We start from the raw sequence: 24,593 nt of genomic DNA, 5'->3' as shown, positions 1-24,593 counted from the left end.
GGCCGGCAACCAGCCCGTCGATGCTCGACCGGCTTTCCGCCAGCTTGGCGAGGTCGTCTTCAAGCGCCTTGGACAGGATCGAGCGGTCCTGGATGAGCTTCTCGGCATGGCTGTTTACAAGACCGTTGACGCTGCCGAGATCGGCTTCCAGCGCCTGCGCAAACTGCGCGCGATTGTCGGTCAGCTGCTGGGACTGGTCGGCGACGACACTCTTGATGGTGTTGAGGTCTGCTTCCAGCGCACGTCTGAGGATGTCGCGGCCTTCGGCCAGTTTCTCGACTTGGCCGGCAACCAGCCCGTCGATGCTCGACCGGCTTTCCGCCAGCTTGGCGAGGTCGTCTTCAAGCGCCTTGGACAGGGTCGAGCGGTCTTCCGCCAGTTTTTCGGACTGGCCTGCTATGACGTCATTGATCGTATTGAGATCGGATTCCAGCGCGCGCTTGAGGATGTCGCGGCCCTCTGCCAGCTTCTCGACCTGGCCGGTAACCAGACCATCGATGCTCGACCGGCTTTCGGCCAGTTTGGCGAGGTCGTCTTCGAGCGCCTTCGACAGGATTGAACGGTCCTCGGCGAGCCTGTTCATGTGATCGGAGATAAGGCCATTCACGCTCTGCAGGTCGGTTTCCAACGCCTTGGAGAGCTGACCACGGTCTTCCGCCAGCTTTTCGGACTGGCCTGATATGACGTCCTTGATCGTGTTGAGATCGGATTCCAGCGCGCGCTTGAGGATATCGCGGCCTTCGGCCAGTTTCTCGACCTGACCGGCGACCAGCCCGTCGATGCTCGATCGGCTTTCCGCCAATTTGGCGAGGTCTGCCTCGAGCGTCTGCGAAAGCAGGCTGCGATCGTCGGCGAGCCTGCCCGAATGGTTCTCGATCAAGCCTCGGATGTCGGACAGGTCGCCTTCAAGCGAGCGCGAAAGCAGGCTGCGGTCTTCCGCCAGTTTGGCGGAATGGCCCTCGATAAGATCCTTGATGCCGACAATGTCGGTTTCCAACGCCTTGGCGAGTATGGCGCGACCTTCGGCGATCTTCTCGACCTGACCGGCGACCAGTCCGTCGATGCTGGCGCGACTGTCGGCCAGCTTGCCGAGATCGGCCTCGAGGGCGCGTGAAAGAATGCTGCGGCCCTCGGCGAGCTTGCCAACATGGCCGGCAACCATTTCGTCAATGATCGTACGGGCTTGTACAAGTTTTCCGGAGTCTTCGTTCAATGCTTGTGAAAGCCTGTTGCGGCCCTCTTCGAGCCTTTCGAGATGGCTGCCGAGCGAAGCATCGATGGCGGCGCTTGACTCGTTGACCTTGCGCAGATCCTCTTCGAGGGCGCGCGAGATCAGGTTGCGGCCTTCGGCAAGCTTCTGCACCTGGTCGGTGACGGCCGCGTCGATGCCGGCGCGGCTTTCGGCGAATTTCGCAAGATCGGCCTGCATTGCCGCCGCCATGCGTTCGCGGCTTTCGGAAAGCTTGCGGCTGTGGTTCTCGACGGCTTCTTCGATGCCGACGCGGGCATCGGCAAGCCGCTGGATGTCGGCGTCGAAGGAGCGCGACACCACATGACGGGCCGCTTCCATGCGCCCGGCGAAATCGCCTGCGCGTGCTTCGAGCATGGACGAAGTCGACGAGACAATATCGGCCATGTCGGCGCCGATCTGGGTCTTGCCCTGATCGATCATCGCCGACAGCGTCTCCTTGCTCTCCTGGAAGGTATGGGCGATTTCGCGCGCGCGCTCGACCAGCGTCTCGTTGATCTGGCGTGCGCGGGCCTCGAGCGCGGCGTTGAGCTTCTGGGTGCCGGTGTCGAGCGCTTCGGCGCGGGTCTGGAATTCACTGATCAGCGCCTGGCCGCGTTCGGCCAGCGTCCGCTCGATGCCGTCAAGGCTGGCTTCAAATTCGGAGTTGAGCGTGCGCGCGGCGCCGCCGAGCAGCGATACCATGCCGGAGGTCCGATCGTCGAGCAGATCGGTCAGCGACCGGGTGAGGCCGTCGGTCGTGTCCGTCAGCTTGGCGATGCGTGTATCGAGAAGGCTGGCGAAGGCTTCGCCGGAGGTCGACAGCCGGTCCGTGATCGACTCGAGCCGGCCTTCCACCGAATCGAAGATCGACAACGAGCTTTGGTTGATCCTGTCGATCAGCGTGTCGCCGGAATTGGTGATGGTCATCGACAGGTTGGTCGAGGCGTTGAGAATGCTGTCGCGAATGATGTCGCTGGCAGCCCCGATTTCGTCCTTCAGCGTCTCATGCGCGCCGGTGATCGAGGCGCGCACGCGTTCGGCGTGAGTGACCACCGCTTCGCGCTCGCTGCCCAGCCCGTCGACAAGCGAGCGGATGCGCGATTCATTCTCCGAGTAGGAGCGTTCGATCTGGTTCACCTCGCTGTGGACCAGGGTTTCGAGCTCGACGGCACGCGCAAGCGTGCGCTCGATGCCTTCACCCATGGCCGCCACCTCGCGGCGGACGGCTTGCCCGATCATCATGACGCGATCCTGGGCAATATTTTCCGGCTCGGTCAAGCGGAAGGCCACTTCCGTCATCGACTGAGCCGCGATGCGCATTTCCTGCGCGCGGCGGATCATGGCTGCAAACGCCCAGAACAGGAGGACGGGCAGGATCGCAGCGATCGCCAGGCCGATCAGTTCGGGACGGGCGAAGAACTGGCCGGGCGTGCGGATTTGCCAGATGCCTGGTCCAAACAGCAGGTTGGCCAATGCACCGGCGCCCGCGATCCAGGCAAGCGAAACGAGCGCCACGATCCAGTAGATCGTGTTCGAGGCACGCCGATTGAGGGTGTGCAGCAGCGTTTTGTAGTCTTTTTGACGCGGGTCATTGGCTGGCGTGAAACCGGCCGGCTGGCCATTGCGCGTTTCCAAAGAGCGCAGTTCAGCCGGCTTGGCCATTGCCGCGGGCTTTGCTTTCTGGTCCTGGTTGGCAGGCTCCGTCTGTAGGCTCCAGTTGGCGGGCTCGGCATTCTGTCCCTGGTCGGCGATAGGCTCGGCATTCTGGCTCTGGTCGGCGACAGGTTCGGCATTCTGGTTACGGCCTTCGCGGGCCAACTCGTCGGCAGCCTGCGATATCTGCGCTTCCAGATCTTCCATCGACGCTGCGATGTCGAGGTCGCCGCCGGCATCGCCGCTCAGATCGATATCAAGTGCTTTTTCGAGTTCCCTGGCTACGTCGTTGTCGAGCGTTCTTGTCGTCGATGTTTTCTTCGCCATGCCTTCGCTACCCTGTACAAGCTGCCGCGGGACTTATTGATTCTGCTTGTCGTGTCCCACGCAAGAGGCTGAAAATGGACCTGTCGTATCGTAATGACACACCGGGGTAAAGAAAACATGCATTCGGCGCGATACGTAAAACTTTAAATATAAGGTTAACAGAACTGTGATTCCGGCGCCGTTATCGCAACATTTTTCCGGGCCAATCATTAACCCGTCGTCCACAGGATGGGCCTATTTTTTGCGGCTGGAAGAACGGAGTTGCAGATTCATGCGTGGCGAAAACGGCATTGCCTTCTCGATGCCCGGCGGCGACGTGTCGGGAACGGCCGGGTCGCGGCCGGTGGACCTGGCGCATCTGGCGCGCCAGACGATGGGCGACCGCAGCCTCGAGCAGGAGGTGCTGGCGCTGTTCGTACAGCAGGCGCTGTCGGTTCGCGACAGGATCGTCGACGCCGATGTGAGGCAAAGACTGCTTCTGGCGCACGGGCTGAAAGGTTCGGCGCGCGGCGTCGGCGCCTTCGCTATTGCCGATTGCGCCAGCGCGATCGAACTTCAACCTGAAGATATCAATACCCTCAAGCGGCTTGGCGCCCTGATCGAAGAAGTCCGCGATTTCGTCGCCGCCATCAGCCGTTAAACCGATTTCCGAAAAAAACGGCATAGAGCGCCGCTTTCGCGCGGCAGTTGACTTGTCTGCCGGAGTGATTATCTCGGCTGGGACTCCCTTCAGGTGACAAATGACCAAGCTGACCTTCATCGCCCATGACGGCACACATTTTGACGTGGATGCCGAAAACGGCTCGACCGTCATGGAGAACGCGATCCGCAACGCTGTGCCGGGGATCGAGGCCGAATGTGGTGGCGCCTGCGCCTGCGCGACCTGCCACGTCTATGTCGACGAGGCATGGACGGCGGAAGTCGGCGAGCCGGAAGCGATGGAGGAGGACATGCTGGACTTCGCCTACGACGTCCAGCCGAACTCACGGCTTTCCTGTCAGATCAAGGTGCGCGACGCTCTCGACGGGCTGGTTGTGCGCGTGCCCGCCCGCCAAGGCTGAAGCGTGAAGGCTGAAGCGCTAGATATAGCCGATTTTTCCGGCTCCGGCTTGGCAGCGGGCCAATGGTCATGCAGTGTCGCGCCGTTCTCTACAGCGCCGCGCGTTCTCTCGGACGCGCAAAGGACGCTGTAGCACCGTGATTTGGCGCATGATCCCCAGCAAAAATCGATTTCGATTTTTGCGGTCGTGCGCATCGAAGGCGCATTCATGACCGATATCACCAAGACGGACGTATTGATTGTCGGGACGGGGCCTGTCGGCCTGTTCGCCGTGTTCGAACTCGGCCTCTTCGACATGAAATGCCATCTGATCGACATACTCGATCGGCCCGGCGGGCAATGCGCCGAACTCTATCCGGAAAAGCCGATCTACGACATTCCCGGCTGGCAATCGATTTCGGCGCAGGGCCTGGTCGACAGACTGCTTGAGCAGATCGCGCCGTTCAAGCCCGACTTCACCTTCAACCGCATGGTCTCAAGCCTCGAAAAGCTCGAGGACGGCAGCTTTCGCGTGATCACCGACGAGAACGAGGTGTTTGAAGCCAAGGTTGTGGTTATCGCCGCCGGCGGCGGCTCGTTCCAGCCGAAGCGGCCGCCGATCCCGGGCATCGAGCTTTATGAGGGCAAGAGCGTCTTCTACTCGGTTCGCCGGATGGAGGAATTTCGCGGCCACGACCTCATCATCGTCGGTGGCGGCGATTCGGCGCTCGACTGGACGCTGAACCTGCAGCCTGTGGCCAAGAGCGTGACGCTGGTCCACCGCCGGCCGGAGTTTCGCGCGGCGCCCGACAGCGTCAACAAGATGTACGCCATGCAGGAGATGAAGGAACTGGATTTCCAGGTCGGGCAGGTGACGGGATTGTCCGGCGCCGACGGCCAGCTTTCCTCCGCGACCATCAAAGGCCCCAGCGGCGATATCGAGGTGCCGTGCACGCGGATGCTGCCGTTCTTTGGCCTGACCATGAAGCTCGGACCGATCGCCGAGTGGGGGCTCAATCTTCATGAGAACATGATCCCGGTCGACACCGAGAAATTCCAGACGTCGGTACCGGGCATCTTCGCCGTCGGCGACATCAACTGGTACCCCGGCAAGCTGAAGCTGATCCTGTCGGGCTTCCATGAGGTCGCCCTGATGGCGCAGGCAGCCAAGCGCATCGTCAGCCCCGGCGAGCGCATCGTATTCCAGTATACGACGTCGTCGACCAGCTTACAGAAGAAGCTCGGCGTCGCCGGCTGACGCCCACTCTTACTCCACGAGAATCGATCTTATCATCTGGCCTGAGCTAACCCGGCAGCCGGCCGTTCTCGATGCGCTCCATGCGATAGCGCAGCAGCCGCAGGATACGGCTTTCGAAATTGATTGTCTCGACGCGATCGAATTGCATCTGGGCCTGGTCGTGCTTGGCAAGAATAGCGGCGGCGACTTCCGCGGCCTTGGCCTTGGCCTCCTGGCAAGTCTTCTGCGGATAGGTCGCCTTCAGCGCATCCTCGAGGTCGCGGGCATGGTTCTTGGCGATCTCGACATGGCGGTCCTCATGGCGCTTGATGTCGGCGGACAATGTATCCCAAAACAGCCTTACGCCCGCATCAGCCTTGCGCGAGCGGCGCCACTCGGGAAGGATCACCTTGACCTTGAGGGTGACGTCGGCGTCAGCAATCGCGCAGGAATTCGATTTTTCCGCATAGCTGACGCGGGTGGTGAACGCCATCTGCGTGGCGCCTGGATGCCGCATCCCGGTGCTTTTCACCTGAGGTCCAAGTTTCGTAAGCTGGGATCCGATATCATCGAGCGTTCTGCCGCCGATGCTGAAGTAGCTATATGTCTTTACCAAACTCGCCGTGCCCGCCGGCAAGGCAGAAAAAGCGAGCATCAGGGCGCAAAGCAGTGATCGTTTCATCATGTTGCCTCTTTGCCTACCATGCGCTACGGCCGCTGCCGGCGCAACGGAATTGATCTTTGGCGGATCACACATGATTGATGGACAATGACGACACGGCGATGGCAACTGGCGCATGGGCGTCATCTCGACCTTGGCGGCAAGGCGGTGATCGTCGGTATCCTCAATGTCACGCCGGACAGTTTTTCCGACGGGGGACTGTTCGTTGCGCCCGAACAGGCGATGGCCCAGGCCCGCCGGATGGTGGAAGAGGGCGCCTCCGTCATTGACGTCGGTGGAGAATCGACACGTCCCGGCGCATCTCCGGTAGCCGTCGAGGAAGAGCAGGCCCGCGTGCTGCCTGTCATCGAGGCGCTCGCCAGGCTTGGCAAGGCGCTGATTTCGGTCGACACCTATCGCGAGGACACTGCCCGGCTTGCCGTCGCTGCCGGCGCCCATATCGTCAACGATGTCTGGGGCCTGCAGCGCGAACCGGGCGTCGCGCGGGTCGCTGCCGAGACCGGCGCCGGGCTGGTCATCATGCACACCGGACGTGACAGGCAAAAACTGCCCGACGTGATCGAGGATCAGTTTTCCTTCCTCAGCAAGTCACTGGAAATCGCCCGGCGAAGCGGCGTTGCCGACGACCAAATCGTGCTCGATCCGGGCTTTGGCTTCGCCAAGGAAACAGCGGAGGAAAATCTCGACCTGATGGCACGGTTTTCCGAACTCGATGCCTTGGGCTTTCCACTGATGGCGGGTACGTCGCGAAAGCGCTTCATCGGCGCCGTCACCGGCCGCGACGCCTCGGCCAGGGGTGCCGGAACGGCGGCGACGAGCGTCATACTGAGGCTCAAGGGCGCGCAGCTTTTTCGCGTCCACGATGTCGCAATCAATGTGGATGCGCTGGCGCTTGCCGATGCTATGCTGGCGCGTGAAACCACCGCATAGGCTCGAAAATCAAAATCGATTTCCGGCAGGATGCGTCGATTTAAGCGTTAGAGCGTAGTTTGTGCGTCCAACTGGACGCACCTCGCTCTAATCGAGCGGGACGCTGAGCGATGTATGTCATACGCATGAAGAACTGCGCTTTCTTCGCCCGGCACGGCGTGCTGGATGAGGAGGAGACGCTCGGCCAGCGCTTCTATGTCGACGCCGCGCTCACCGTCGAACCCGGCCGCGCGCTGGTCGACGATTCCATCGAGGATACCGTCCACTATGGTGTCGCCTTCGGGGTGATCGAAAAGATCATAACCGGGGAGAGGCGTTTTCTGATAGAAGCGCTGGCGCTGGAGGTGGCCCGGGCGCTGACGGCCCGGTTTCCCCAGATCAAAAAAGCCGAGATTACCGTGCGCAAGCCGAACGCTCCGGTGCCCGGTGTGCTCGATCATGTCGAGGTGACCGTTGTCTGGCCCGAATAATACTGTCTACCTCAGCCTTGGCGGCAATCTCGGCGACCCGGCAAGGTCGATGGGCGCGGCGCTGCGCATGCTGGACGCCGACGAGAACGCGCGCGTCGTTGTCGTCTCCTCGCTTTACCGCACGCCGCCCTGGGGCAAGCTCGACCAGCCGGATTTTCTCAATGCGGCTGCCGAAATTTCGACTGTGCTCGCACCACATGCTTTGCTCGATCTCTGCCTCGATGTAGAGCGCAGGCTGAAGCGGGTGCGCGAGGAGCGCTGGGGTCCACGCCTGATCGACATCGACATTCTGGTGTTCGGCGATCGGATTATCCACGAAACCGGGCTGGAAGTGCCACATCCGCGCATGCTGGAGCGCGCTTTCGTTCTGGCGCCGCTGGCCGAGATCGCGCCTGACCTCACCGTCGACGGCAGAAGCGTGGCGGAGCGGCTTGCCGCTCTCGACAGCGCCGGCATCGAGCAATTGCCGTCCGGCCGGGATTGGTGGCTGACCTAAACGGCGTGTTTTCAAATGGAACCGCTGCGCTGCTCTATCTCTTTGTTTACGCATTGGATTTAACCGAAAGCCGCTTCGCACCTTTCGCTCCGATGCACTGAGCTCAGCCGGAAAATCCGCCGCCGTCGAGGAACACCTGTTCCTCCGGCGTCGTCTCGCGGCCAAGCATCCTGTTTCGATGCGGAAAGCGGCCGAAGCGCTGAATGATCTCCAGGTGCTCGACCGCATATTTCAGATAAGATTGGGCTTTGGCGGTAGTGAGGTCCACTGATTTGAGCTGGTCGGCGAGATGCTCCGAATGCTCATAAGGCAGATAGAGGAAGACGCGCAGCTCTTCGTCGAGCGCCAGATCCTGGCCGGCGGCGATCGCCTTCTCGGCAAAATGCCTTGCCAGCGGGTCGGTCGCATACATATGGCCGGTGCCGCGAAAGCAGTTTCGCGGGAACTGGTCGAGCAGGATCATCAGCGCCAGTGAGCCTTCGGCATGCTTCGACCAGTCGTCGCATTCACGCCGCGCGGCAGCGTAGTGCAGGTCGAGAAACCGATTGCGGAACTCCGCGTCGAAGGCGTCATTCTTCTCGAACCATGCGTCTTCCCCAGCGTCACGCCAGAATTTGGTGACGGAGAGCGCGCGCTCGTCCAGTTCGATCATCTGTTTGCTCCAGGTGTTAAATCCGCAGGCTCGGATTTATGCAGAACGCCGGCGGTTTCTTCATTGAGCGCCTGACCGGCGTGGCGTGGCTGGCTGAGCGGTGTCGGAATCGGCGTGCCGATATTGCCCTTGAGGAAGCGCGCTCCGGCGCGAACGCCTTCGGCGAGCTGCAGCTCGAAGCGGGCGGCATCGCGGTAGCGGACGTCCTCGATCACCTCGGCGACTTCCTCCGGGTCGACGCCCAGCGCTTCCAGCGTGGAGCCGCCGAAGACAAGCGCTGATTCGAAGGTTTCGCGAATCTGGAAATCGACGTCGGCACGTATCAACTGGAGTGCGGTTCCGCGGTCGAAAGCGCGTGCCAGCACGGTCAGCAGGGGAAACTCCGCCTTGATGAGCTTTGCGATGCGGACCGCGACATCGGGTTTGTCGACGCAGATCAACACGGCGCGCGCGCGGCCAGCGCCTGCGGCACGCAGAATGTCCAGCCGCGTGCCGTCGCCATAATAGACCTTGAAACCGAAATCGGCCGCCGCCTGGATCATCTCGACCTCATTGTCGATGATCGACACATCGATCCCGCGCAACAGCAGCGGCTGGCTGGCGATCTGGCCGAAGCGGCCGAAGCCGATGATCAGCACGCTGCCGGTAAGGCCATCGGCGATGTCGACGCCTTCGAGCGACTGCTCGTCGCGCGGCGTCAGATACCGCAATGCCAGAATGGCCAGCGGTGTCAGCACCATGGAGATGATGACGATCGCCGTCAGGGTCGCGTTAGCCTGGCTGTCGATGATGCCGACCGCCGCGGCTGCGGAATAGAGAACGAAGGCGAATTCGCCGCCTTGCGCCATGAAGACGGCACGCTCGAGCGCTTCCCGGTGACCGGTCTTGAGGATGCGGGCGACGAGATAGATGCCGATCGCCTTTATCACCATGTAGGCGACGACGTAGATGACGACAATCCGCCAGTTCTCGATGACCACATGCAGGTCGAGCGACATGCCGACAGCGAGGAAGAACAGCCCGAGCAGCACACCGCGGAACGGTTCGACATCGGCCTCGAGCTGATGGCGGAAGGTGGATTCCGACAACAGCACGCCGGCCAGGAAAGCGCCCATCGCCATCGACAGGCCGCTGAGCTGCATGGCAAGCGCCGACCCCAGAACCACCAGAAGGGCGGCTGCGGTCATCACTTCGCGGGCGCGGGCGTCCGCCAGGATGCGAAAGAACGGGTTGAGCAGATAGCGCCCGGCCAGCACCAGCCCGACGATGGCGGCAAGGCCGATGCCCACCTCCATCAGCCGCTGCGTCAAGCTCATATCGGCGCCGCCCGGCGCTAGGAAGGCGATCAGGGCCAGCAGCGGCACAATCGCCAGGTCCTCGAGCAGCAGGATGGAGACAATGCGCTGGCCTTTGGGCGCGGCGATCTCACCGCGCTCCTCCAGAAGCTGCATGACGATCGCCGTCGAGGTCAGCACGAAGCCGGCGCCGGCGACGAAGGATTGCGAGACCGGAAAACCTCCCGCCAGTCCGACGCCGGTCAGCAACAGCGCGCACACGCCGACCTGCAATGCCCCAAGGCCAAAGATCTCTCGCCTGAGTCCCCACAGCCGCGACGGTTGCATCTCCAGCCCGATGATGAACAGGAACATGACGACGCCGAGCTCGGCGACGTGAAGAATCGCTTCCGATTCGGAAAAGATGCCGATGCCGAACGGGCCGATGACCACGCCGGCCGCCAGATAGCCGAGAATGGAGCCAAGCCCCACGCGCTTGAAGATCGGTACGGCGACAACACCTGCGGCGAGCAGCGCCACCACGTGGATCAGATCGCTGCCCGCTGCTTCTGCCGCCATGCCTGCCGTTCCGTTCTCTCTAGGGGCCGCCGCACGTGCTGCGGCATCGAGCGGCCAAGATAGGGGCTTCGGCTGAAATCGAACAGTCCGAATCCGGAAACTGGTGCAGCAGCGTTGCAGGCGCGCTCCACAGCTTTATGCACCCGCTGCGTTGAATGTTGCAGCAATCGGGCGCTAAGGACGCGCGGCTTTGGCCGTGAAGGGCGGACGACGATCAAGTCGGCCGCCTTTTTTGAGGGAGACGACTGACATGTAGATTTTTTTGCTTGTTGCCGTTGGCATCGCGGCACTCGCCGGATCGGCCTGCTCGAAGGCGCCGGACTGCACGACCGAAATGCTGTCCAAGAAAGCTCAGGACATGACTGCAGCCCTTCAGGAGGCCGTTACCAAGGATCCGGCCAAGGCAGCCGACCTCACCGCCAAGGTCCAGGCGGTCATAACCAAGTATCAGGGCACGACGACGGCGGACGAGGCCTGCAAGGCCTATGACGAGTTGATCACCGCCATCAAGGGCTGTGCATCGATCGGAGTTTTGGAGAAAGCGGTGGCGGTGGCTGCCGCTTTTTTGCAACTAGAGTAGAGCGCCGCCTATCGGACGTGCAAAAGGTCGCTCAGTTCGGGGCTATGGAGCCGACTTCGACCGTATCGACGCGCTTCAGCTTCATGCCAATGACCGGCACTAATTGCTGGTCGACGCGCACCGCAACCGTCACCGTCATCGAATTGTCGTTGGGGACAAGAGCCTGCATGACGCCGCGCAACTGGTTGCGGTTGATGGTGAAGACGACCTTGTTGGCGCTGACCACGTTGCCGCCGATAATGTCGAGGCCGGAACCGGCAGCACCGCCCATGAAGCTGCCCTTGTAGCCCTCGCGGCCTTTGTGCTGGATCGTCGCCGACATCTGCTGGGTGAACATGCCGACCCGGCAGCCGCCGTCGAGCGACATGCCGATCTTGCCGTCTGGTGTCGAACCGGTGAAATTGCAGGTGAATTTCGTGCCCTTGTATTTGCCGGCGACGATTTCCCCCGGGCCGACCCATTCGCCTTCCACCGATTGAAAGAACTTCTTGTCCCGTTCTGCTGCAAAGGTCTTTTCGGCCATGCCGGCAGTTGTTGAAACCGCGACCGCCATTGGCAGGACGCTAGACAAGATCACGCTTTTCATCGACGACACCCGGCAACAAAGAGACTGTTTGGAACCCGTCCGACCATGAACAAGATTGGTTAATGCTTCGTCACCGCTAGCGCATGGCTCCGAAAATCGGAAGCGATTTGCGCTGGGATCATGCGCGAATCAAAGTGCTTCAGCGTCCTTTTCGCGCCCACTAGACGTGCGGCGCTGGAGATAGTTGTCAATTGTCGGAAGCCGATGTTTCCTTGTGCTTTTTCGTTGCAAACGATGTCAGCGCGGACAGGAAATCACCCATGCCGGGGCGTCTCGTGGCGCTGAAGGGCAGGGGCCTTGCGGTCTCCATGGCAGCAATGCCGATGCGCGCCGTCATCATGCCGTTGACGACACCTTCGCCAAGCTTGGCCGAGAGCCGAGCAGCGAGGCCATGGCCGACGATCTGCTGAACGAAACTGTCGCCGACGGCAATCGAGCCGGTCACCGCCAGATGAGCGAGAACGCTGCGCGCCAGCCGGAAGAACCCCAGCGTGCCCGGCCGGCCGCCATAAAGTTCCGACAGCCGGCGAATCAGCCGGCCCGCTTCGAACACGACATAGGCGACGTCGACCAGAGCGCGAGGGCTGACCGCCGTCACCAGCGACACACGCTTTGCCGCTTCGAGGATCATCACCTTGGCGCGCGCATCGAGGGGGCCGAGGATTTCGGTCTCGGCCAGGCGCACCAGATTGCCACCGTCGATGATCTCGTCGCGCAAGTCTGCCAACGCACGTCTGCCGGCCGCGGTTTCGGGTTTGGCCGCGACAAAGGCCGAGAGTTCGTCGACCACGGCGCGAGCGGCCTTCGGATCGTCGCGGGCAATGGCGTCGAGTGCCCGCTTCTGTAGCTTTTCGACCTCGGCGAGGCGGGCGATCGCCAGGAATTCGCGGACGAGGATGACCAGAAGCGCCAGCACCGCGATCACGGCCATCCCGGCGGCAAGCCAGCCCAGCCATTCGGCACGTGCGAACAGATCGCGAATCAGCTGATCGGTCCAAAGGCCGAGGGCCAGCGAAACCAGAACGCCCAATGCGCCGAACAACAAGCCACCTGATATCGAACGCTTACGCGGCGCGGTCGCCGGCGGCGGTTCGGCGGCGATAATATCTGGCTCGTCGAAAACGTCGATTTCCGCCGGAGTGACGACGGCAAGATCAGCCTTCGCGGCGCGTGGCCTTCTGGCCGATGGAGCGTCGGGCTGCCGCAAGGCTGCCCGTTCTTTTGGCGCGGCTTCCGGCTCGATGCGAAAAGCCGCCGGCTTGCGGGGCGCGGTCATGCCAGACGATCTCCGATCAGGAACTGCAGGGCGCGGTCGAGCCTGATATGCGGCAGCGACAGCGTGACGCCTTCAGCCGTGCTTTCGAGCTTTGGCGGGCGAAAGCGCACGAAGCGGATTGCCGGGTCATCATTACTTTGTCGACGGTCTGGACTTTGCCGATGGTCTGGGCTCTGCCGATTGTCTGGCCCAGAGACTTCGAACACCGTGTCAATTTTCTCTGGTAAGTCACCGGGAAATATGGCTGTTTCGGTTCTTCCATCAAATGTTTCGCCGTTGATCTTTTCACCTTTCAACGGTGTGCCAATGATGACCGGCAACGTCTCACGGCCTTGCTTGACCGTGCCTTCCCGGGTCGCGCGCACCGCCGCCAGGGCAACTACGTCGACATCGGCGCCGGTGAAATTCGCCCGCGCCACGGCACGGTCGGCGAGCCGCCGCACGATCGCCTGCAGCCGGTCGTGGCTTTCGTGGTGCAGATGGTCCGCCTTCGTCGCCGCTACCAATATGCGGTCGATGCGTCTTGAAAAAAAGTCGGTCAGGAAATTGCCGCGGCCGGGGCGGAAACATGCGAGGATTTCGGTCACAGCACGTTCGAGATCGGCCATGGCGCCGGGGCCCGCGTTCAAGGCCTGCAGGGCGTCTATCACCACGATCTGACGGTCGAGGCGCGTGATGTGCTCCCGGAAGAACGGCTTTACGACATATGTCTTGTAGGCCTCGTAGCGCCGCTCCATCATCGCCTGAAGCGACCCGGAACGCGCCCGCCGCTCACTCAGGCCCGGCAAGGGCGCGAAGGTCAGTGCCGGCGAGCCCTCAAGATCGCCGGGCATCAGGAAACGGCCGGGTGGCAGGGTTGAAAGCGCCCGCTCGTCGAGCTTGCATGCCTTGAGATAAGCGGCGAAGCTGTCGGCGAGGCGGCGCGCCGTCATCTCGTCGGCGTCCGCATTCGGATCGACCGTTGCCGAGAGCGCGCGCCATTCCTGTGAAAGGTCGACGCGCACCGGCAGCACGGCCATCTCGAAGGCTTCGCGTGAGAAATCAGCGTAGGATTTGCCGAGCAGCGGCAGGTCGAGCAGCCATTCGCCGGGATAGTCGACGATATCGAGCGACAATCTGCCCGATGAAAACATGCGGCTCCAGCCGGAGGCCGATTCATATTCGATGGTGAGCCTCAGCTCGGAAATGGCACGTGTCGAATCCGGCCACAGGCGGTCGTTGACCAGGGCCGCTACGTGATCCTCGTACTGGAATCGCGGTACGGCGTCATCCGGTTGCTCTTCGAGGAAGGCACGGGCGATGCGTCCCGATTTCTGCGCCGCGAACAGCGGCAAGCGCCCGCCATGGATCAGATTGTGGACAAAGGCTGAGATGAACACTGTCTTGCCTGCGCGGGAAAGGCCAGTGACACCCAGCCGCAGCGATGGCGAAAAAAGCCCGGTAGCGCGCCCCGACAGCGTATCCAGGGCAATCTTCGCCTCGTCGGTGAAAGTGGTCAGCGATGATGCCAAAATGCGTCTCTCGGGGCTTCGGTACGACCCGATATAGACGCTGCCGCCTAGTGTGGCGAATCCGAAATTCGCAGTACCTTGGAGCAGCGCAGTGAGCGAATTTCGGATTCTAAGCCACACCAGCAAATCATTGAATTCGCGCATGAACCCGAACCATAGGTTCGGAAAAGATCATGCGCAAAATTGAGTTCTACAGCGTCCTTTGCGCGTCCAGGAGGACGCGCGGCGCTGTAGTATGCTTTTGGATTTGAAGTTCCTGAACGCTGATGCCATTGAAGTGGCAGGAACTTCAAATCCACCACGCTAGGTTGAAATGGCGTCAGAGATCGGCCGGCGTCACGAAGGCTTCGAGATAGCCGGTGCCTTGCGCGGCATTGGCAAGACTGCCTGGAAAACGGACGACCGCAAGGCCGGAGGCCGGGAAGCCGTGGTTCAGAATTCCCCTCGCAGCCTCGTCGCCATCGCCCGAAAGCGCGATAGTAAGATCTTCCGTCATCGGGTTGTGGCCGATGACGAGCAGCGAGCCTGGCCCGCCATTGCCGCGGATGATCGAGAGATAACTGGCGGCGTCCTCGCTATAGAGCGTGTCCAAGAACAGGACCCGGCCTGTATCGGTGTGGCCGGCCAGGCCTTCCAGCGTCTGGCGCGCTCGCTTTGCGTTGGAGCAAAGGGTGAGGTCCGGAATGTAGCTGCGGGCCCGCATGGCCGCACCCATGGTTTCGGCGTCGGCGAGGCCGGATGCGTCGAGCGGACGGTCGAAATCGCGCATGCCGGGCAGGGCCCATCCGGCCTTGGCATGCCTCAACAGGTAAAGCTTGCTCACCGGCCCTCGCTTGTGCCAAACACCGAAACTCGTCAAAAGGCGCTGCAGGATTAGCCATGAGAACGGCCTTATGCACAATGGCCGGCACCTTTCAAACCCAACAAATCATACGCGAATTCGGTCGTGCCCTTCATGCGAATGATGCGGCCAATACCGTTTTGCCCGACATTAACAATTGCGTGAAACTGTCGTCGATTACGCTTGTGCAGCATTCGGTCCGCGAATATATAGGCGCCAAAATTGGGGCTGTTTGGGTGAGTCGAATGAACGACATCGTTACTGCCGATTACGTACCCTCCGAAGACGAGCCGTTCATGAACGAACGGCAGAAATCCTACTTTCGCCTGAAGCTCGTCACCTGGAAGAACGACATACTGCGCGAAGCGCGCGAAACTCTCGAAATCCTGCAGCAGGAAAACGCCAACCATCCCGATCTCGCTGATCGCGCCTCTTCGGAAACTGACCGCGCCATCGAACTTCGCGCCCGCGATCGCCAGCGAAAACTCATTTCAAAAATTGATTCCGCGCTTCAGCGCATTGATGAAGGCACTTACGGCTATTGTGAGGAAACCGGCGAGCCCATCGCGCTGAAGCGGCTCGATGCGCGTCCGATCGCGACCTTGTCGATCGAGGCGCAGGAGCGCCACGAGCGCCGCGAGAAGGTCTACCGCGACGACTGAAGCACAGGCGGAGCGCCTAAAAAGCAGCCGATAGCGAATTTTGTCATGGCCGGTCTCCGGACATTTTTTGTTAGCTGTTCGCTGCCCCGGTTTCTGGCCGGTTATCTTTTCTGGCTGGAAAGCTCGCCGAGAAGCTTCGTCATCTCGTCATCGAGAGACGACGGTGCCTTTGCCGCCGGCTTGCTCTCCGGCTTGGTGGGGTGCGGGTCATCAAACGAGACCTCGAGCTCCCTCATCAGCGTATCGTCAATAGAATCCTGCTTTGGCGGGGAATCCTGTCTTGCCGGCGATGGCGCCTGTCGAAAGGCAGTGGCGTTCGTCGATCCGTAGGCGGGCAGCGGCGTGACGGTCGCCGATTGATGACTTTGCGCTGCTGGCTTCGGCGCTGGCGCCGTCTGATGGGGCCGGACAGGCGCCGGGGCCGCGCTTACCGGCTGCGGAGGCGGTGCTTGCGTCATTGGCGCAGGAGCCGGTTGAGGCGCGCGCGGCCGCGGTGCCGGCTGATGGCCGCCGCTATCTCCGGTCAGTGCAGGACGGCGCAGCGCCGACAGCCGGATGTCGCGTTCGACGACGACATCGGTTGGGCCTCCGATCAACAGCAGGTGCTCGATGTCGTCGCGGCGCACCAGCACCAACCGGCGGTGACTGTCGACAGCGGTGGCGTCCATGACGGCCAGGCGCGTCTTGCGGTTCCTGCCACCGGCAACGAATGTTCCAAAGGTCAGATTGCGGACCAGCTTGATGATGAGGAGAATAATGGCCAGAAGGACAAGCGCGACCAGCGTCCACAGGATTTCCGCGGCATAAGGACCCAAAACGCTATCCAGCCCTTGCATTAGTGCCCCCGTATCGGCTTTCGAAGAAAAGTGACACTAGACTGTTGCGGCACGCCCCTGCAAGTTGCCTTTCGCGCTTCTTGAACAGCTTGAAACGCCAATCTGGTGGATTTGAAGTTCCTGCGAATTGAGTGCGTCAGCGTTCCCACTTCAAATCCACCACACTGGATTTTCAGCAAGTTGCTGATGTGATGAATCCGAAATTCGCTCCGCGTTGCACCAAGGTGATGCGAATTTCGGTTTCACCACACCAGGCGCAGAACGGGCGTCATTTTTAGCGGACATTTGCCGCCAAGGCCTTTTCCGGACCCTGAGAATGTGATTCAACCGGGCAGGGGCAAGTACCGGATTTCATGAGCAGGGGGCATATGGCCAAGGAAGCGCGCGGCGATTTCTATCCGGTACCGATCGTCGACCAGAACACGCGACCGGGTGCGGTCACCCGGCTCATCGTCTTCATCGTCGTCCTGACCGGCGCTGCGATCGTCTTCGGCCTTTTCCGCGAACGTCTTGGCGATCCATTCCTGCTCGGAATGCTTGGTGTGCTGGCGATGATCGGCGTCGGCTTCCTGTTCGCCACCGCCATCGGCTTCGTGCAGATCACACCGCGCTCGACGAGTGACGAGCTATCGAAAGCGTTTGTCGATTCGATGTCGCAAGGTCTTCTGGTCACGGACACCAAGGGTCGTGTCGTCTACGCCAATCGGGCCTATGCCGACATGACGGGCGCCGCGTCCGCGGCGGATCTCAAGACGGTCGAAAGTTTGCTGTCCGACGTTCCCGAGGCCTCGGTGACCATATACCGGCTCGCCTCCGGCCTGCGCGACGGCCAGCCCGGCGACGGAGAGTTTCGGCTTGCGCAATCCATTCGACCCGGCGCCGAGCCGGGCGCGCGCTGGTACCGTGCCCGCGCCCGCGCCTTCAGCGTCCCGGGCCAGCGGCTGCCCTTGCTCGCCTGGCAACTCGCCGATATCTCGGAGGAACGGGCCGAGCAGGAGCGGTTCTTCCTCGATCTGCAGGAGGCCATCGACCATCTCGACCATGCGCCGGCCGGCTTCTTTTCGGCCGACCAGGAAGGCCGCGTCACCTATATCAACGCCACGCTGGCGGAGTGGCTGGGCATCGACCTGACGAGCTTCACGCCTGGTGCCGTTACGCTTCCGGAGATCGTCGCCGGCGACGGCATGGCGCTGGTCCGCTCAGTCAAGGCCGATCCCGGCACCACGCGCAATGCGGTCATCGATCTCGATCTGACGACGGTGAAAGGCGAGGCGCTGCCCGTGCGTTTCATGCATAGGGTCTCAGCCAGCCGCGAGGGTGTCAACGGTCCGACGCGCACCATCGTGCTCAACCGGACGCAAGGTGAGGACGCTTCCGCCGATCTTCGCGCCTCGGAGATCCGCTTCACCCGCTTCTTCAATTCGACGCCGATGGCAATAGCGGCGGTCGACAACAGCGGGCGCATCTTGCGCACCAACGCGCCTTTCCTGTCGCTGTTTTCCTCCGTCGTCGACGGGGACGCGGTCGATCGGCGCGTGCGGCTGGACACGGTGATCCATGAGCGCGACCGGCCCGCCTTTGCCGCGGCGTTCGAAAAAGCGCGACAAAGGCAGGCCGACATCGAACCGATCGATACGCTGCTGCCCGGCAATGAAGAACGGCACATGCGCTTTTACGTCAACGCGGTTGCCGACGGCACCGGCGAGGGCGCCGAAGAATCGGCTATCGTCTATGCCGTCGAGACCACCGAGCAGAAGGCGCTCGAGGGCCAGATGGCGCAAAGCCAGAAGATGCAGGCGGTCGGCCAGCTTGCCGGCGGCATCGCACACGACTTCAACAACGTCCTGACCGCCATCATCATGGCGTCGGACCTTTTGTTGACCAACCACCGCCCGTCGGACCCGTCCTTCCCCGACATCATGAACATCAAGCAGAACGCCAACCGGGCGGCTTCGCTGGTGAGGCAGCTTCTGGCCTTCTCGCGCAAGCAGACGCTGCGGCCGGAGGTGCTCAACCTGACCGACGTGCTTGCCGACCTGCGGATGCTGCTGGCCCGCCTGGTCGGAAGCGACATCAAGCTGAAGGTCGATCATGGCCGCGATCTGTGGCCGGTGAAGGTCGACATCGGGCAGTTCGAGCAGGTGGTGGTCAATCTGGCGGTCAATGCGCGCGATGCGATGCCGGCTGGCGGCGACCTCACCGTGCGCACCCGGAACGTGACGACAGAAGAGAGCAAAAGCCTACCCTACCGCGAACTTGCGCCGGCCGATTACGTGGTGGTCGAAGTCGAAGACACCGGCAGCGGCATCGCCCCCGAAGTCCTCAAGAAGATTTTCGAACCCTTCTTCACCACCAAGGAGGTCGGCAAGGGCACCGGCCTCGGCCTGTCCATGGTCTACGGCATCATCAAGCAGACAGGCGGCTTCATCTTCTGCGATTCCGAGGTCGGCAAGGGATCGGTGTTCCGCATTTTCCTGCCGCGCTACATTGCTGAGGCGAGAAAGGCAGGCGAGCCCGGCGAGGCACCGGTCGCACCGGCAAAGATCGCCGACGCAGCCAAGGATCTGTCGGGCTCGGCCACGGTGCTGCTCGTCGAGGACGAGGATGCCGTGCGCATGGGCGGCATGCGGGCGCTGACGTCGCGCGGCTACACCGTCCACGAAGCGTCCTCGGGCGTCGAGGCGCTGGAAGTCTTCGAGGCGCTCGGCGGCAAGGTCGACATTGTCGTTTCCGACGTGGTGATGCCTGAGATGGATGGGCCGACCCTGCTTGGCGAACTGCGCAAGCGGCAACCCGACATCAAATTCGTCTTCGTTTCCGGTTACGCCGAGGATGCGTTCGCCAAGAACCTGCCGGCAGACGCGCATTTCGGTTTCCTGCCGAAGCCGTTTTCGCTCAAGCAACTGGCCACAATCGTCAAGGATGTGCTGGAATCTTAGGGCATACTAATTCTCGCACTTGCGAAATGGCGTGAGACTGCCATGATTATGGCGAAACGGGCGGCGGGTTTTGGGGGAGCATACCGTGACGCCGCACAACGAGGCAGGCAAGGGTGATTATGCCGCAACAGTGCTGTTGCCGGGCGATCCGCAGCGTGCCGAATGGATGGCGGAAACCTTTCTGGAGGCGCCGCGCTGCGTCAACCGTCGAAGGGAGGCCCTCGGTTTTACCGGCCTGTTTCGCGGTAAGCCCGTCAGCATCCAGTCCACCGGCATCGGCGTCTCGTCATTCCTGATCTACGCGCATGAATTGCTGGACTTCCATGGCGTGAGGACACTGATCCGCACCGGCACCTGTGGCGCCCTGACGGCGGCGGTTAAACTGCGCAGCCTAGTGATCTCGCAGTCGGTGCGGGGTGAAAGTGCAGAGAGCGGCCAAGTCTTTGGGCTCTACGGTGCTGATGCCGGCCCCGATCCGGCGCTTTATGCCCAGGCATTGACGCGGGCTGCCGAAATCGGCATCGAACATCAGGCCGGGCTGACCATCTGCAGCGATATATTCTATCATCCCCAGGGGCGCGATCGCTTCGCCGAAGCACAGGCACAGGGCGCGCTGGCCGTGGATATGGAGACCAGTGCGCTCTATCGCATTGCCGCGCACTTCGGCGCCCGGGCCCTGTCGATGCTGACTGTCGTCGACAATGTGGTGACCGGCGAGCAAACCGACTATTCCGAACGCCAGGCGCTTTTCACCGATATGACTCGCCTGGCACTCGATGTTGCGATCGAAAGTTAAGCTGCTTGCCGCTTCGGGGCCGTGTGTTCCTCGATGCCCGGCCGATGGCCACGCAGATAGAGAGCACAGGTCGTGCGCAGCATCGAGGCGAAGTTCGGAATCTGGCCATTGATCTCGATAGCCTCGTCATAGAGCTTCGAGATGAATTTCGGGGTCGTCAGACCCTGGCTGTCGGCGATCTCGTCGAGCAATGCCCAGAACGTCGCCTCGAGTTGGATGCTCGTCGAGTGCCCGTCGATGCGGATCGATCGATTGATCTGCCGGTAGCCCTCCGGATCCTGCCCGGCAAAAACTCTGCACATCGTTACCTCCCGTTCTTATTGGTCTTGGCCATTCTTGTTGATTTTAGGCGCAATCTGCAGCGATTCGCGCCTTTGAGCAGTGCCTATCGTGGCAAATTATCTTCAGCTGGAAAGCGGAAAACAGCAATCGGACTTTCGTCCTTAAAAGCGCGTCGCGTTTGAATGGATTCATGCGACGCGCTTTTAGGCCTCGTTCTTATGCATGTCGTTATCGCAAAACCGCTGCGCACTTTTGCGCGACATGCATTAGCGGTTTGCCACCCCGTCGTTAGATTAGCGCGTGGTAATCGGCTGCCACCACCTCTGCCGCAACCCGCGCATAATCACGCCGACGCGCATAAGGCGCTGCTGCGACGGAGTGTCATTTGGCGAAGACGATCCACACCATGATCCGGGTTCTGGACGAGGCCCGGTCCATCGACTTCTACCGGAAAGCCTTTGGGCTGGACGTCGCTGAACGGCTCGATTTCGAAACCTTCACGCTCGTCTATCTGAGCAATGCCGAGGCGGAGTTCGAGGTCGAGCTCACCGTCAACAAGGGCCGCCAGGAGCCTTACGCGCTCGGCGACGGCTACGGCCATCTCGCGGTTTCGGTCGCCGATCTGGACAGCGAACATGACCGGCTCGGCGCGCTTGGCCTCGGCCCGAAGAAGATCGTCGAGTTCAACCGCGACGGAGCGCTCCTCGCGCGCTTCTTCTTCATCGAGGATCCCGACGGCTACAAGATCGAGGTCCTGCAGCGTCAGGGCCGGTTCAAATAGGAGACATTACGGCCGCGCCGGCCAGCGCGGCGCCAGCCAGGGCACCTTCGGGTGCAGATAGCAAGCAAGGGAGGAACAAATGGTCACGATTTATGAGAGCAAGCCGGCCCATGAAAAGAAGCCCGGCCTATCGCGCCGCGAGCTTCTGAAGCGCGGCGGTGTCGGCGCGTTGCTGGTCATTTCAGGCAGTGCCGTCATCAGCCCGGAACATGCCTGGGGTCTCGAAACATCCGCGCTCAAGCCCGAAACCATGGCGACCCTGATTCACATGGCGCGCGACATCTACCCGCACGATCAAGTGCCTGACAAATATTACGCAATCGCCGTCAAGGCCCATGATGAGCAGGCCGGGAAAGACCCCACCCACAAAGATCTGATCGAAAAGGGAATTGCCGATCTCGACGTGAAGTCGGGCAAGGGCGGCTACACCGGTCTCGGCTGGGAGGAGCAGCGCATTACGGTGCTGAGAGAGATCGAGGACACGCCGTTCTTCCAGGCAGTCCGCGGCGGGCTTGTCGTCGGCCTCTACAACCAGAAGGAGGTCTGGCCGATCTTCGGCTACGAGGGCGAGTCCTACTCCAAGGGCGGCTACATGGCGCGCGGGTTCGACGACATCGAGTGGCTCTGAGCCCCATCGTCCCAAACCGTACACAACAGACATCACGGGAGGAATCCATGGCAGCACCATTTGATCTCAAGAACGATGGCGTGGTCGTCATCATCGGCTCGGGCGCCGGCGGCGGCACGCTCGGCAACGAACTCGCCCAGAAGGGCATCGATGTCGTCATCCTGGAAGCGGGCGCCCGCCACGAATATGAGGATTTCATCAACGACGAGTGGGATTCATTCGCCCAGCTCGCCTGGACGGACAAGCGCACGACCTCGGGAGACTGGCGGGTGGCGAAGGATTTCCCCAATCTGCCGGCTTGGATCGTCAAGGCGGTCGGCGGCTCGACCACGCACTGGGCGGGCGCCTCGCTGCGCTTTCAGGAGCATGAATTCAGAACGCTTTCGACCTACGGAAAACTGGAAGGCGCGAACCTGCTCGATTGGCCGATCACGCTTGCCGAGCTGGAGCCCTACTACGCAAAGGCCGAAGACAGACTAGGCGTGACGCTCACCAACAACATCCCGGGCCTTCCTGGCAACAACAACTTCAAGGTGATGAAGGCCGGCGCCGACAAGCTCGGCTACAAGGAGTGCCACACCGGCCGGATGGCAATCAATTCCGAGCCACGCGACGACCGCAATGCCTGCCAGCAGACCGGCTTCTGCTTCCAAGGCTGCAAATGGGGCGCCAAATGGTCGACGCTCTACAGCGAAATTCCCAAGGGCGAGGCGACCGGCCATCTCGAGGTCAGGCCAAACGCCATGGCGATCAAGATCAACCACGATCCCAGCGGCAAGGTGACCGGCGTCGTTTATGCCGACAAGGACGGCAAACTTCAGGAACAGAAGGCCCGCATCGTCGCCGTCGCGGGAAATTCGATCGAGAGCCCGCGGCTGCTGCTCAATTCGGCATCGAGCCAGTTTCCCGACGGCCTTGCCAATTCGTCGGGGCAGGTCGGCAAGAACTACATGCGCCACACCACGGGCTCGGTCTACGGCATCTTCGACAAGCCGGTGCATATGTATCGCGGCACCACCATGGCCGGTATCATCCGCGACGAAGCCCGCAACGATTCCTCGCGCGGCTTCGTCGGCGGCTACGAGTTAGAGACGCTGTCGCTCGGCCTGCCGTTCATGGCCGCCTTCCTTAATCCCGGCGGCTGGGGGCGTTCCTTCACCACGGCGCTCGACCACTACGACCATATGGCCGGCATGTGGATCGTCGGCGAGGACATGCCGCGCGAGGAAAACCGCATCACGCTGCATGCCGATATCAAGGACGAGCACGGCATGCCGGTGGCGGACGTCCATTTCGACGACCATGCCAACGACACGGCGATGCGCAACCACGCCTACACGCAGGGCTCGGCGCTCTACGCGGCGGTCGGGGCGACGCGGACCTTCCCGACGCCACCCTATCCGTCGACCCATAATCTCGGCACCAACCGGATGAGCGAGAAGGCGACCGACGGCGTCGTCAACAAGCATGGCCAGGCGCACGACATCAAGAACCTGTTCGTGTCGGATGGCAGCCAGTTCACCACCGGCGGCGCTGAAAATCCGACATTGACGATCGTGTCGCTGGCGATCCGTCAGGCTGACTATATCGCCGAACAGATGTCGGCCAAGAGCATTTAGCCATACCCTCCCGACTTGCCTGCTGGCGCGGAACCTCGCAAGGTTTGGCGCCTCTTCCTGTCGGCTGTTCAACGCTTTGTGCAGGTCGAGGCGGTGAAGGCGCCGTCAGGCTGCTTCATGATGATGTCGAAGGACGGGCTGGTTTGACCGTCCAGGGTGGCTTGCGTGAGCGAGATCGAGTTGCCGCCGGTCGTATAGCCGCCCAACGGGCCCAACCAGGTGATCTCGCCGTTTGCATCCATCTGATAGTTGTAGCCCTGCCGGGCGGTTCCGAAGGTCACCGGGCCGCTATAGACATTCCCCTTGATGGTGATGTCGCCAAGGCTGAGGAACATGCCAAGCAGATAGACTTCGCAGTGATAGGTGCCGTCCGGCAATTTGCCGTCGGTGAAGTCGGCGCGTGCGCCGCCGGTGGCCGCAACCAGAAGCATGGTGCTGAAAATACAAGAAATCCTGGAGGCCATGACGTCGCTCTTTTGAAGATCGAACTTGCCCCATTTTCCTGCTGCGGTGCAACGGTTCGCCGTCTTTGATTTGGTTCTGCTCAAAATTGGCGCATTAATTCGCGAGTGATCAAGAATTAGGCGAGAGCGGGGGAGTTTTTTCCAGGCAGAGCACCGGCGGCGGCGCTTATCTTTGGCGGCTAATATATTAACCGGCTGATAGGGCTGGGAAATCCAAGCCCA

Annotated in this window: 25 protein-coding genes; 13 read left to right on the top strand and 12 right to left on the bottom strand. The window is 61.6% G+C overall.

From position 1 onward, the window contains the following. A partial coding sequence (locus AC0L3L_RS23135) for a coiled-coil domain-containing protein (RefSeq protein ID WP_473639194.1) occupies positions 1-3,211 on the bottom strand: 3,211 nt, incomplete at its 3' end. Between the two features lie 271 nt (positions 3,212-3,482). On the opposite strand from AC0L3L_RS23135, the gene AC0L3L_RS23130 reads away from it, so the two are divergent. From AC0L3L_RS23130 to AC0L3L_RS23120, 3 genes are all read left to right on the top strand, one after another. Then, positions 3,483-3,851, top strand: coding sequence for an Hpt domain-containing protein (locus tag AC0L3L_RS23130; RefSeq protein WP_473487093.1), 369 nt, complete (start codon positions 3,483-3,485; stop codon positions 3,849-3,851). A 100-nt stretch (positions 3,852-3,951) separates the two neighbouring features. Further along, entirely contained in the window at positions 3,952-4,272 is a 321-nt protein-coding gene (locus AC0L3L_RS23125) for a 2Fe-2S iron-sulfur cluster-binding protein (RefSeq protein WP_006334837.1), read from the top strand. A gap of 207 nt (positions 4,273-4,479) precedes the next feature. Further along, entirely contained in the window at positions 4,480-5,508 is a 1,029-nt protein-coding gene (locus AC0L3L_RS23120; RefSeq protein WP_473487092.1) for an NAD(P)/FAD-dependent oxidoreductase, read from the top strand. A 46-nt stretch (positions 5,509-5,554) separates the two neighbouring features. On the opposite strand, the gene AC0L3L_RS23115 is transcribed toward AC0L3L_RS23120, so the two are convergent. Further along, positions 5,555-6,172 carry a DUF922 domain-containing Zn-dependent protease gene (locus AC0L3L_RS23115; protein WP_123145937.1) on the bottom strand — a complete coding sequence of 206 codons (618 nt, stop codon included), beginning with the start codon at positions 6,170-6,172 and terminating at the stop codon, positions 5,555-5,557. A gap of 84 nt (positions 6,173-6,256) precedes the next feature. On the opposite strand from AC0L3L_RS23115, the gene folP reads away from it, so the two are divergent. From folP to folK, 3 genes are all read left to right on the top strand, one after another. Further along, the gene (folP, locus tag AC0L3L_RS23110) at positions 6,257-7,099 is read left to right on the top strand and encodes a dihydropteroate synthase (protein ID WP_473487091.1); all 843 of its coding nucleotides are present in this window, start codon (positions 6,257-6,259) and stop codon (positions 7,097-7,099) included. 110 nt (positions 7,100-7,209) lie between these two features. Beyond that, positions 7,210-7,569: a dihydroneopterin aldolase gene (folB, locus tag AC0L3L_RS23105; protein WP_123145775.1), complete on the top strand. Its 360-nt coding sequence runs from the start codon at positions 7,210-7,212 to the stop codon at positions 7,567-7,569. Then, complete coding sequence (gene folK, locus AC0L3L_RS23100; protein ID WP_473487090.1) at positions 7,553-8,065, top strand: 2-amino-4-hydroxy-6-hydroxymethyldihydropteridine diphosphokinase; 513 nt, start codon at positions 7,553-7,555, stop codon at positions 8,063-8,065. The genes folB and folK overlap by 17 nt, the downstream gene beginning before the upstream one ends. A gap of 103 nt (positions 8,066-8,168) precedes the next feature. Here the strand turns inward: folK and AC0L3L_RS23095 are convergent, their stop codons facing one another. The 3 genes from AC0L3L_RS23095 to AC0L3L_RS23085 all read right to left on the bottom strand — a co-directional run bounded on the left by AC0L3L_RS23095 (position 8,169) and on the right by AC0L3L_RS23085 (position 10,915). Beyond that, positions 8,169-8,717, bottom strand: a complete 549-nt coding sequence (locus tag AC0L3L_RS23095; protein WP_473639193.1) for a DUF924 family protein — start codon at positions 8,715-8,717, stop codon at positions 8,169-8,171. Next, positions 8,714-10,570 carry a monovalent cation:proton antiporter-2 (CPA2) family protein gene (locus AC0L3L_RS23090; RefSeq protein ID WP_473639192.1) on the bottom strand — a complete coding sequence of 619 codons (1,857 nt, stop codon included), beginning with the start codon at positions 10,568-10,570 and terminating at the stop codon, positions 8,714-8,716. Before AC0L3L_RS23090 ends, AC0L3L_RS23095 begins: the two co-directional genes overlap by 4 nt. Positions 10,571-10,744: 174 nt before the next feature. Further along, on the bottom strand, positions 10,745-10,915 hold the full coding sequence (locus tag AC0L3L_RS23085) for a hypothetical protein (RefSeq protein WP_473487087.1): 171 nt from the start codon (positions 10,913-10,915) through the stop codon (positions 10,745-10,747). A 13-nt stretch (positions 10,916-10,928) separates the two neighbouring features. Between AC0L3L_RS23085 and AC0L3L_RS23080 the strand changes: the two genes are divergently transcribed. After that, positions 10,929-11,150 (top strand): hypothetical protein, encoded by a 222-nt coding sequence (locus tag AC0L3L_RS23080; protein WP_473639191.1) that lies wholly within the window; start codon positions 10,929-10,931, stop codon positions 11,148-11,150. Positions 11,151-11,181: 31 nt separating this feature from the next. On the opposite strand, the gene AC0L3L_RS23075 is transcribed toward AC0L3L_RS23080, so the two are convergent. From AC0L3L_RS23075 to AC0L3L_RS23060, 4 genes are all read right to left on the bottom strand, one after another. Continuing rightward, a complete protein-coding gene (locus AC0L3L_RS23075; protein WP_473639190.1) occupies positions 11,182-11,736 on the bottom strand; it encodes a hypothetical protein in 555 nt (184 codons plus the stop codon). Between the two features lie 187 nt (positions 11,737-11,923). Then, the gene (locus AC0L3L_RS23070) at positions 11,924-13,012 is read right to left on the bottom strand and encodes a YcjF family protein (protein ID WP_473487084.1); all 1,089 of its coding nucleotides are present in this window, start codon (positions 13,010-13,012) and stop codon (positions 11,924-11,926) included. Next, positions 13,009-14,523 (bottom strand): YcjX family GTP-binding protein, encoded by a 1,515-nt coding sequence (locus AC0L3L_RS23065; protein WP_473487083.1) that lies wholly within the window; start codon positions 14,521-14,523, stop codon positions 13,009-13,011. The genes AC0L3L_RS23070 and AC0L3L_RS23065 overlap by 4 nt, the downstream gene beginning before the upstream one ends. A gap of 319 nt (positions 14,524-14,842) precedes the next feature. Next, positions 14,843-15,346: a SixA phosphatase family protein gene (locus AC0L3L_RS23060; RefSeq protein ID WP_123145940.1), complete on the bottom strand. Its 504-nt coding sequence runs from the start codon at positions 15,344-15,346 to the stop codon at positions 14,843-14,845. Positions 15,347-15,609: 263 nt separating this feature from the next. Between AC0L3L_RS23060 and dksA the strand changes: the two genes are divergently transcribed. After that, positions 15,610-16,026 carry an RNA polymerase-binding protein DksA gene (gene dksA, locus AC0L3L_RS23055; RefSeq protein ID WP_006202025.1) on the top strand — a complete coding sequence of 139 codons (417 nt, stop codon included), beginning with the start codon at positions 15,610-15,612 and terminating at the stop codon, positions 16,024-16,026. 101 nt (positions 16,027-16,127) lie between these two features. Here dksA and AC0L3L_RS23050 read toward each other — a convergent pair whose 3' ends face one another. Further along, positions 16,128-16,862, bottom strand: coding sequence for a hypothetical protein (locus AC0L3L_RS23050; RefSeq protein ID WP_473639189.1), 735 nt, complete (start codon positions 16,860-16,862; stop codon positions 16,128-16,130). Between the two features lie 368 nt (positions 16,863-17,230). On the opposite strand from AC0L3L_RS23050, the gene cckA reads away from it, so the two are divergent. After that, positions 17,231-19,801, top strand: a complete 2,571-nt coding sequence (cckA, locus tag AC0L3L_RS23045; protein ID WP_123145782.1) for a cell cycle histidine kinase CckA — start codon at positions 17,231-17,233, stop codon at positions 19,799-19,801. Positions 19,802-19,886: 85 nt separating this feature from the next. Then, positions 19,887-20,597: a purine-nucleoside phosphorylase gene (locus AC0L3L_RS23040; RefSeq protein WP_473487080.1), complete on the top strand. Its 711-nt coding sequence runs from the start codon at positions 19,887-19,889 to the stop codon at positions 20,595-20,597. Here the strand turns inward: AC0L3L_RS23040 and AC0L3L_RS23035 are convergent. Continuing rightward, positions 20,594-20,899, bottom strand: a complete 306-nt coding sequence (locus AC0L3L_RS23035) for a ribbon-helix-helix domain-containing protein (RefSeq protein ID WP_077384009.1) — start codon at positions 20,897-20,899, stop codon at positions 20,594-20,596. The genes AC0L3L_RS23040 and AC0L3L_RS23035 overlap by 4 nt on opposite strands. 365 nt (positions 20,900-21,264) lie before the next feature. Here AC0L3L_RS23035 and AC0L3L_RS23030 point away from each other — a divergent pair, with 365 nt between their 5' ends. The 3 genes from AC0L3L_RS23030 to AC0L3L_RS23020 all read left to right on the top strand — a co-directional run bounded on the left by AC0L3L_RS23030 (position 21,265) and on the right by AC0L3L_RS23020 (position 23,907). Then, on the top strand, positions 21,265-21,660 hold the full coding sequence (locus AC0L3L_RS23030; protein WP_473639188.1) for a VOC family protein: 396 nt from the start codon (positions 21,265-21,267) through the stop codon (positions 21,658-21,660). 79 nt (positions 21,661-21,739) lie between these two features. Next, the gene (locus tag AC0L3L_RS23025; protein WP_473487078.1) at positions 21,740-22,288 is read left to right on the top strand and encodes a gluconate 2-dehydrogenase subunit 3 family protein; all 549 of its coding nucleotides are present in this window, start codon (positions 21,740-21,742) and stop codon (positions 22,286-22,288) included. 47 nt (positions 22,289-22,335) lie between these two features. Beyond that, positions 22,336-23,907, top strand: a complete 1,572-nt coding sequence (locus AC0L3L_RS23020) for a GMC family oxidoreductase (RefSeq protein WP_473639187.1) — start codon at positions 22,336-22,338, stop codon at positions 23,905-23,907. A gap of 68 nt (positions 23,908-23,975) precedes the next feature. On the opposite strand, the gene AC0L3L_RS23015 is transcribed toward AC0L3L_RS23020, so the two are convergent. Beyond that, a complete protein-coding gene (locus tag AC0L3L_RS23015) occupies positions 23,976-24,371 on the bottom strand; it encodes a hypothetical protein (protein WP_123145941.1) in 396 nt (131 codons plus the stop codon). Positions 24,372-24,593 lie beyond the last annotated feature (222 nt).

It is taken from the genome of Mesorhizobium sp. WSM4849, from assembly GCF_055811385.1.
This window is presented reverse-complemented; position numbering and strand designations above follow the sequence as displayed.

What these genes read in the sequence shown, in the direction of transcription:
- AC0L3L_RS23130 (WP_473487093.1), top strand. Translation starts at nt 3,483, where the DNA reads ATGCGTGGCGAAAACGGCATTGCCTTCTCGATGCCCGGCGGCGACGTG.
- AC0L3L_RS23125 (WP_006334837.1), top strand. Translation starts at nt 3,952, where the DNA reads ATGACCAAGCTGACCTTCATCGCCCATGACGGCACACATTTTGACGTG.
- AC0L3L_RS23120 (WP_473487092.1), top strand. Translation starts at nt 4,480, where the DNA reads ATGACCGATATCACCAAGACGGACGTATTGATTGTCGGGACGGGGCCT.
- AC0L3L_RS23115 (WP_123145937.1), bottom strand. Translation starts at nt 6,172, where the DNA reads ATGATGAAACGATCACTGCTTTGCGCCCTGATGCTCGCTTTTTCTGCC.
- folP (WP_473487091.1), top strand. Translation starts at nt 6,257, where the DNA reads ATGACGACACGGCGATGGCAACTGGCGCATGGGCGTCATCTCGACCTT.
- folB (WP_123145775.1), top strand. Translation starts at nt 7,210, where the DNA reads ATGTATGTCATACGCATGAAGAACTGCGCTTTCTTCGCCCGGCACGGC.
- AC0L3L_RS23095 (WP_473639193.1), bottom strand. Translation starts at nt 8,717, where the DNA reads ATGATCGAACTGGACGAGCGCGCGCTCTCCGTCACCAAATTCTGGCGT.
- AC0L3L_RS23090 (WP_473639192.1), bottom strand. Translation starts at nt 10,570, where the DNA reads ATGGCGGCAGAAGCAGCGGGCAGCGATCTGATCCACGTGGTGGCGCTG.
- AC0L3L_RS23080 (WP_473639191.1), top strand. Translation starts at nt 10,929, where the DNA reads ATGACTGCAGCCCTTCAGGAGGCCGTTACCAAGGATCCGGCCAAGGCA.
- AC0L3L_RS23075 (WP_473639190.1), bottom strand. Translation starts at nt 11,736, where the DNA reads ATGAAAAGCGTGATCTTGTCTAGCGTCCTGCCAATGGCGGTCGCGGTT.
- AC0L3L_RS23070 (WP_473487084.1), bottom strand. Translation starts at nt 13,012, where the DNA reads ATGACCGCGCCCCGCAAGCCGGCGGCTTTTCGCATCGAGCCGGAAGCC.
- dksA (WP_006202025.1), top strand. Translation starts at nt 15,610, where the DNA reads ATGAACGACATCGTTACTGCCGATTACGTACCCTCCGAAGACGAGCCG.
- AC0L3L_RS23050 (WP_473639189.1), bottom strand. Translation starts at nt 16,862, where the DNA reads ATGCAAGGGCTGGATAGCGTTTTGGGTCCTTATGCCGCGGAAATCCTG.
- cckA (WP_123145782.1), top strand. Translation starts at nt 17,231, where the DNA reads ATGGCCAAGGAAGCGCGCGGCGATTTCTATCCGGTACCGATCGTCGAC.
- AC0L3L_RS23035 (WP_077384009.1), bottom strand. Translation starts at nt 20,899, where the DNA reads ATGTGCAGAGTTTTTGCCGGGCAGGATCCGGAGGGCTACCGGCAGATC.
- AC0L3L_RS23025 (WP_473487078.1), top strand. Translation starts at nt 21,740, where the DNA reads ATGGTCACGATTTATGAGAGCAAGCCGGCCCATGAAAAGAAGCCCGGC.
- AC0L3L_RS23020 (WP_473639187.1), top strand. Translation starts at nt 22,336, where the DNA reads ATGGCAGCACCATTTGATCTCAAGAACGATGGCGTGGTCGTCATCATC.
- AC0L3L_RS23015 (WP_123145941.1), bottom strand. Translation starts at nt 24,371, where the DNA reads ATGGCCTCCAGGATTTCTTGTATTTTCAGCACCATGCTTCTGGTTGCG.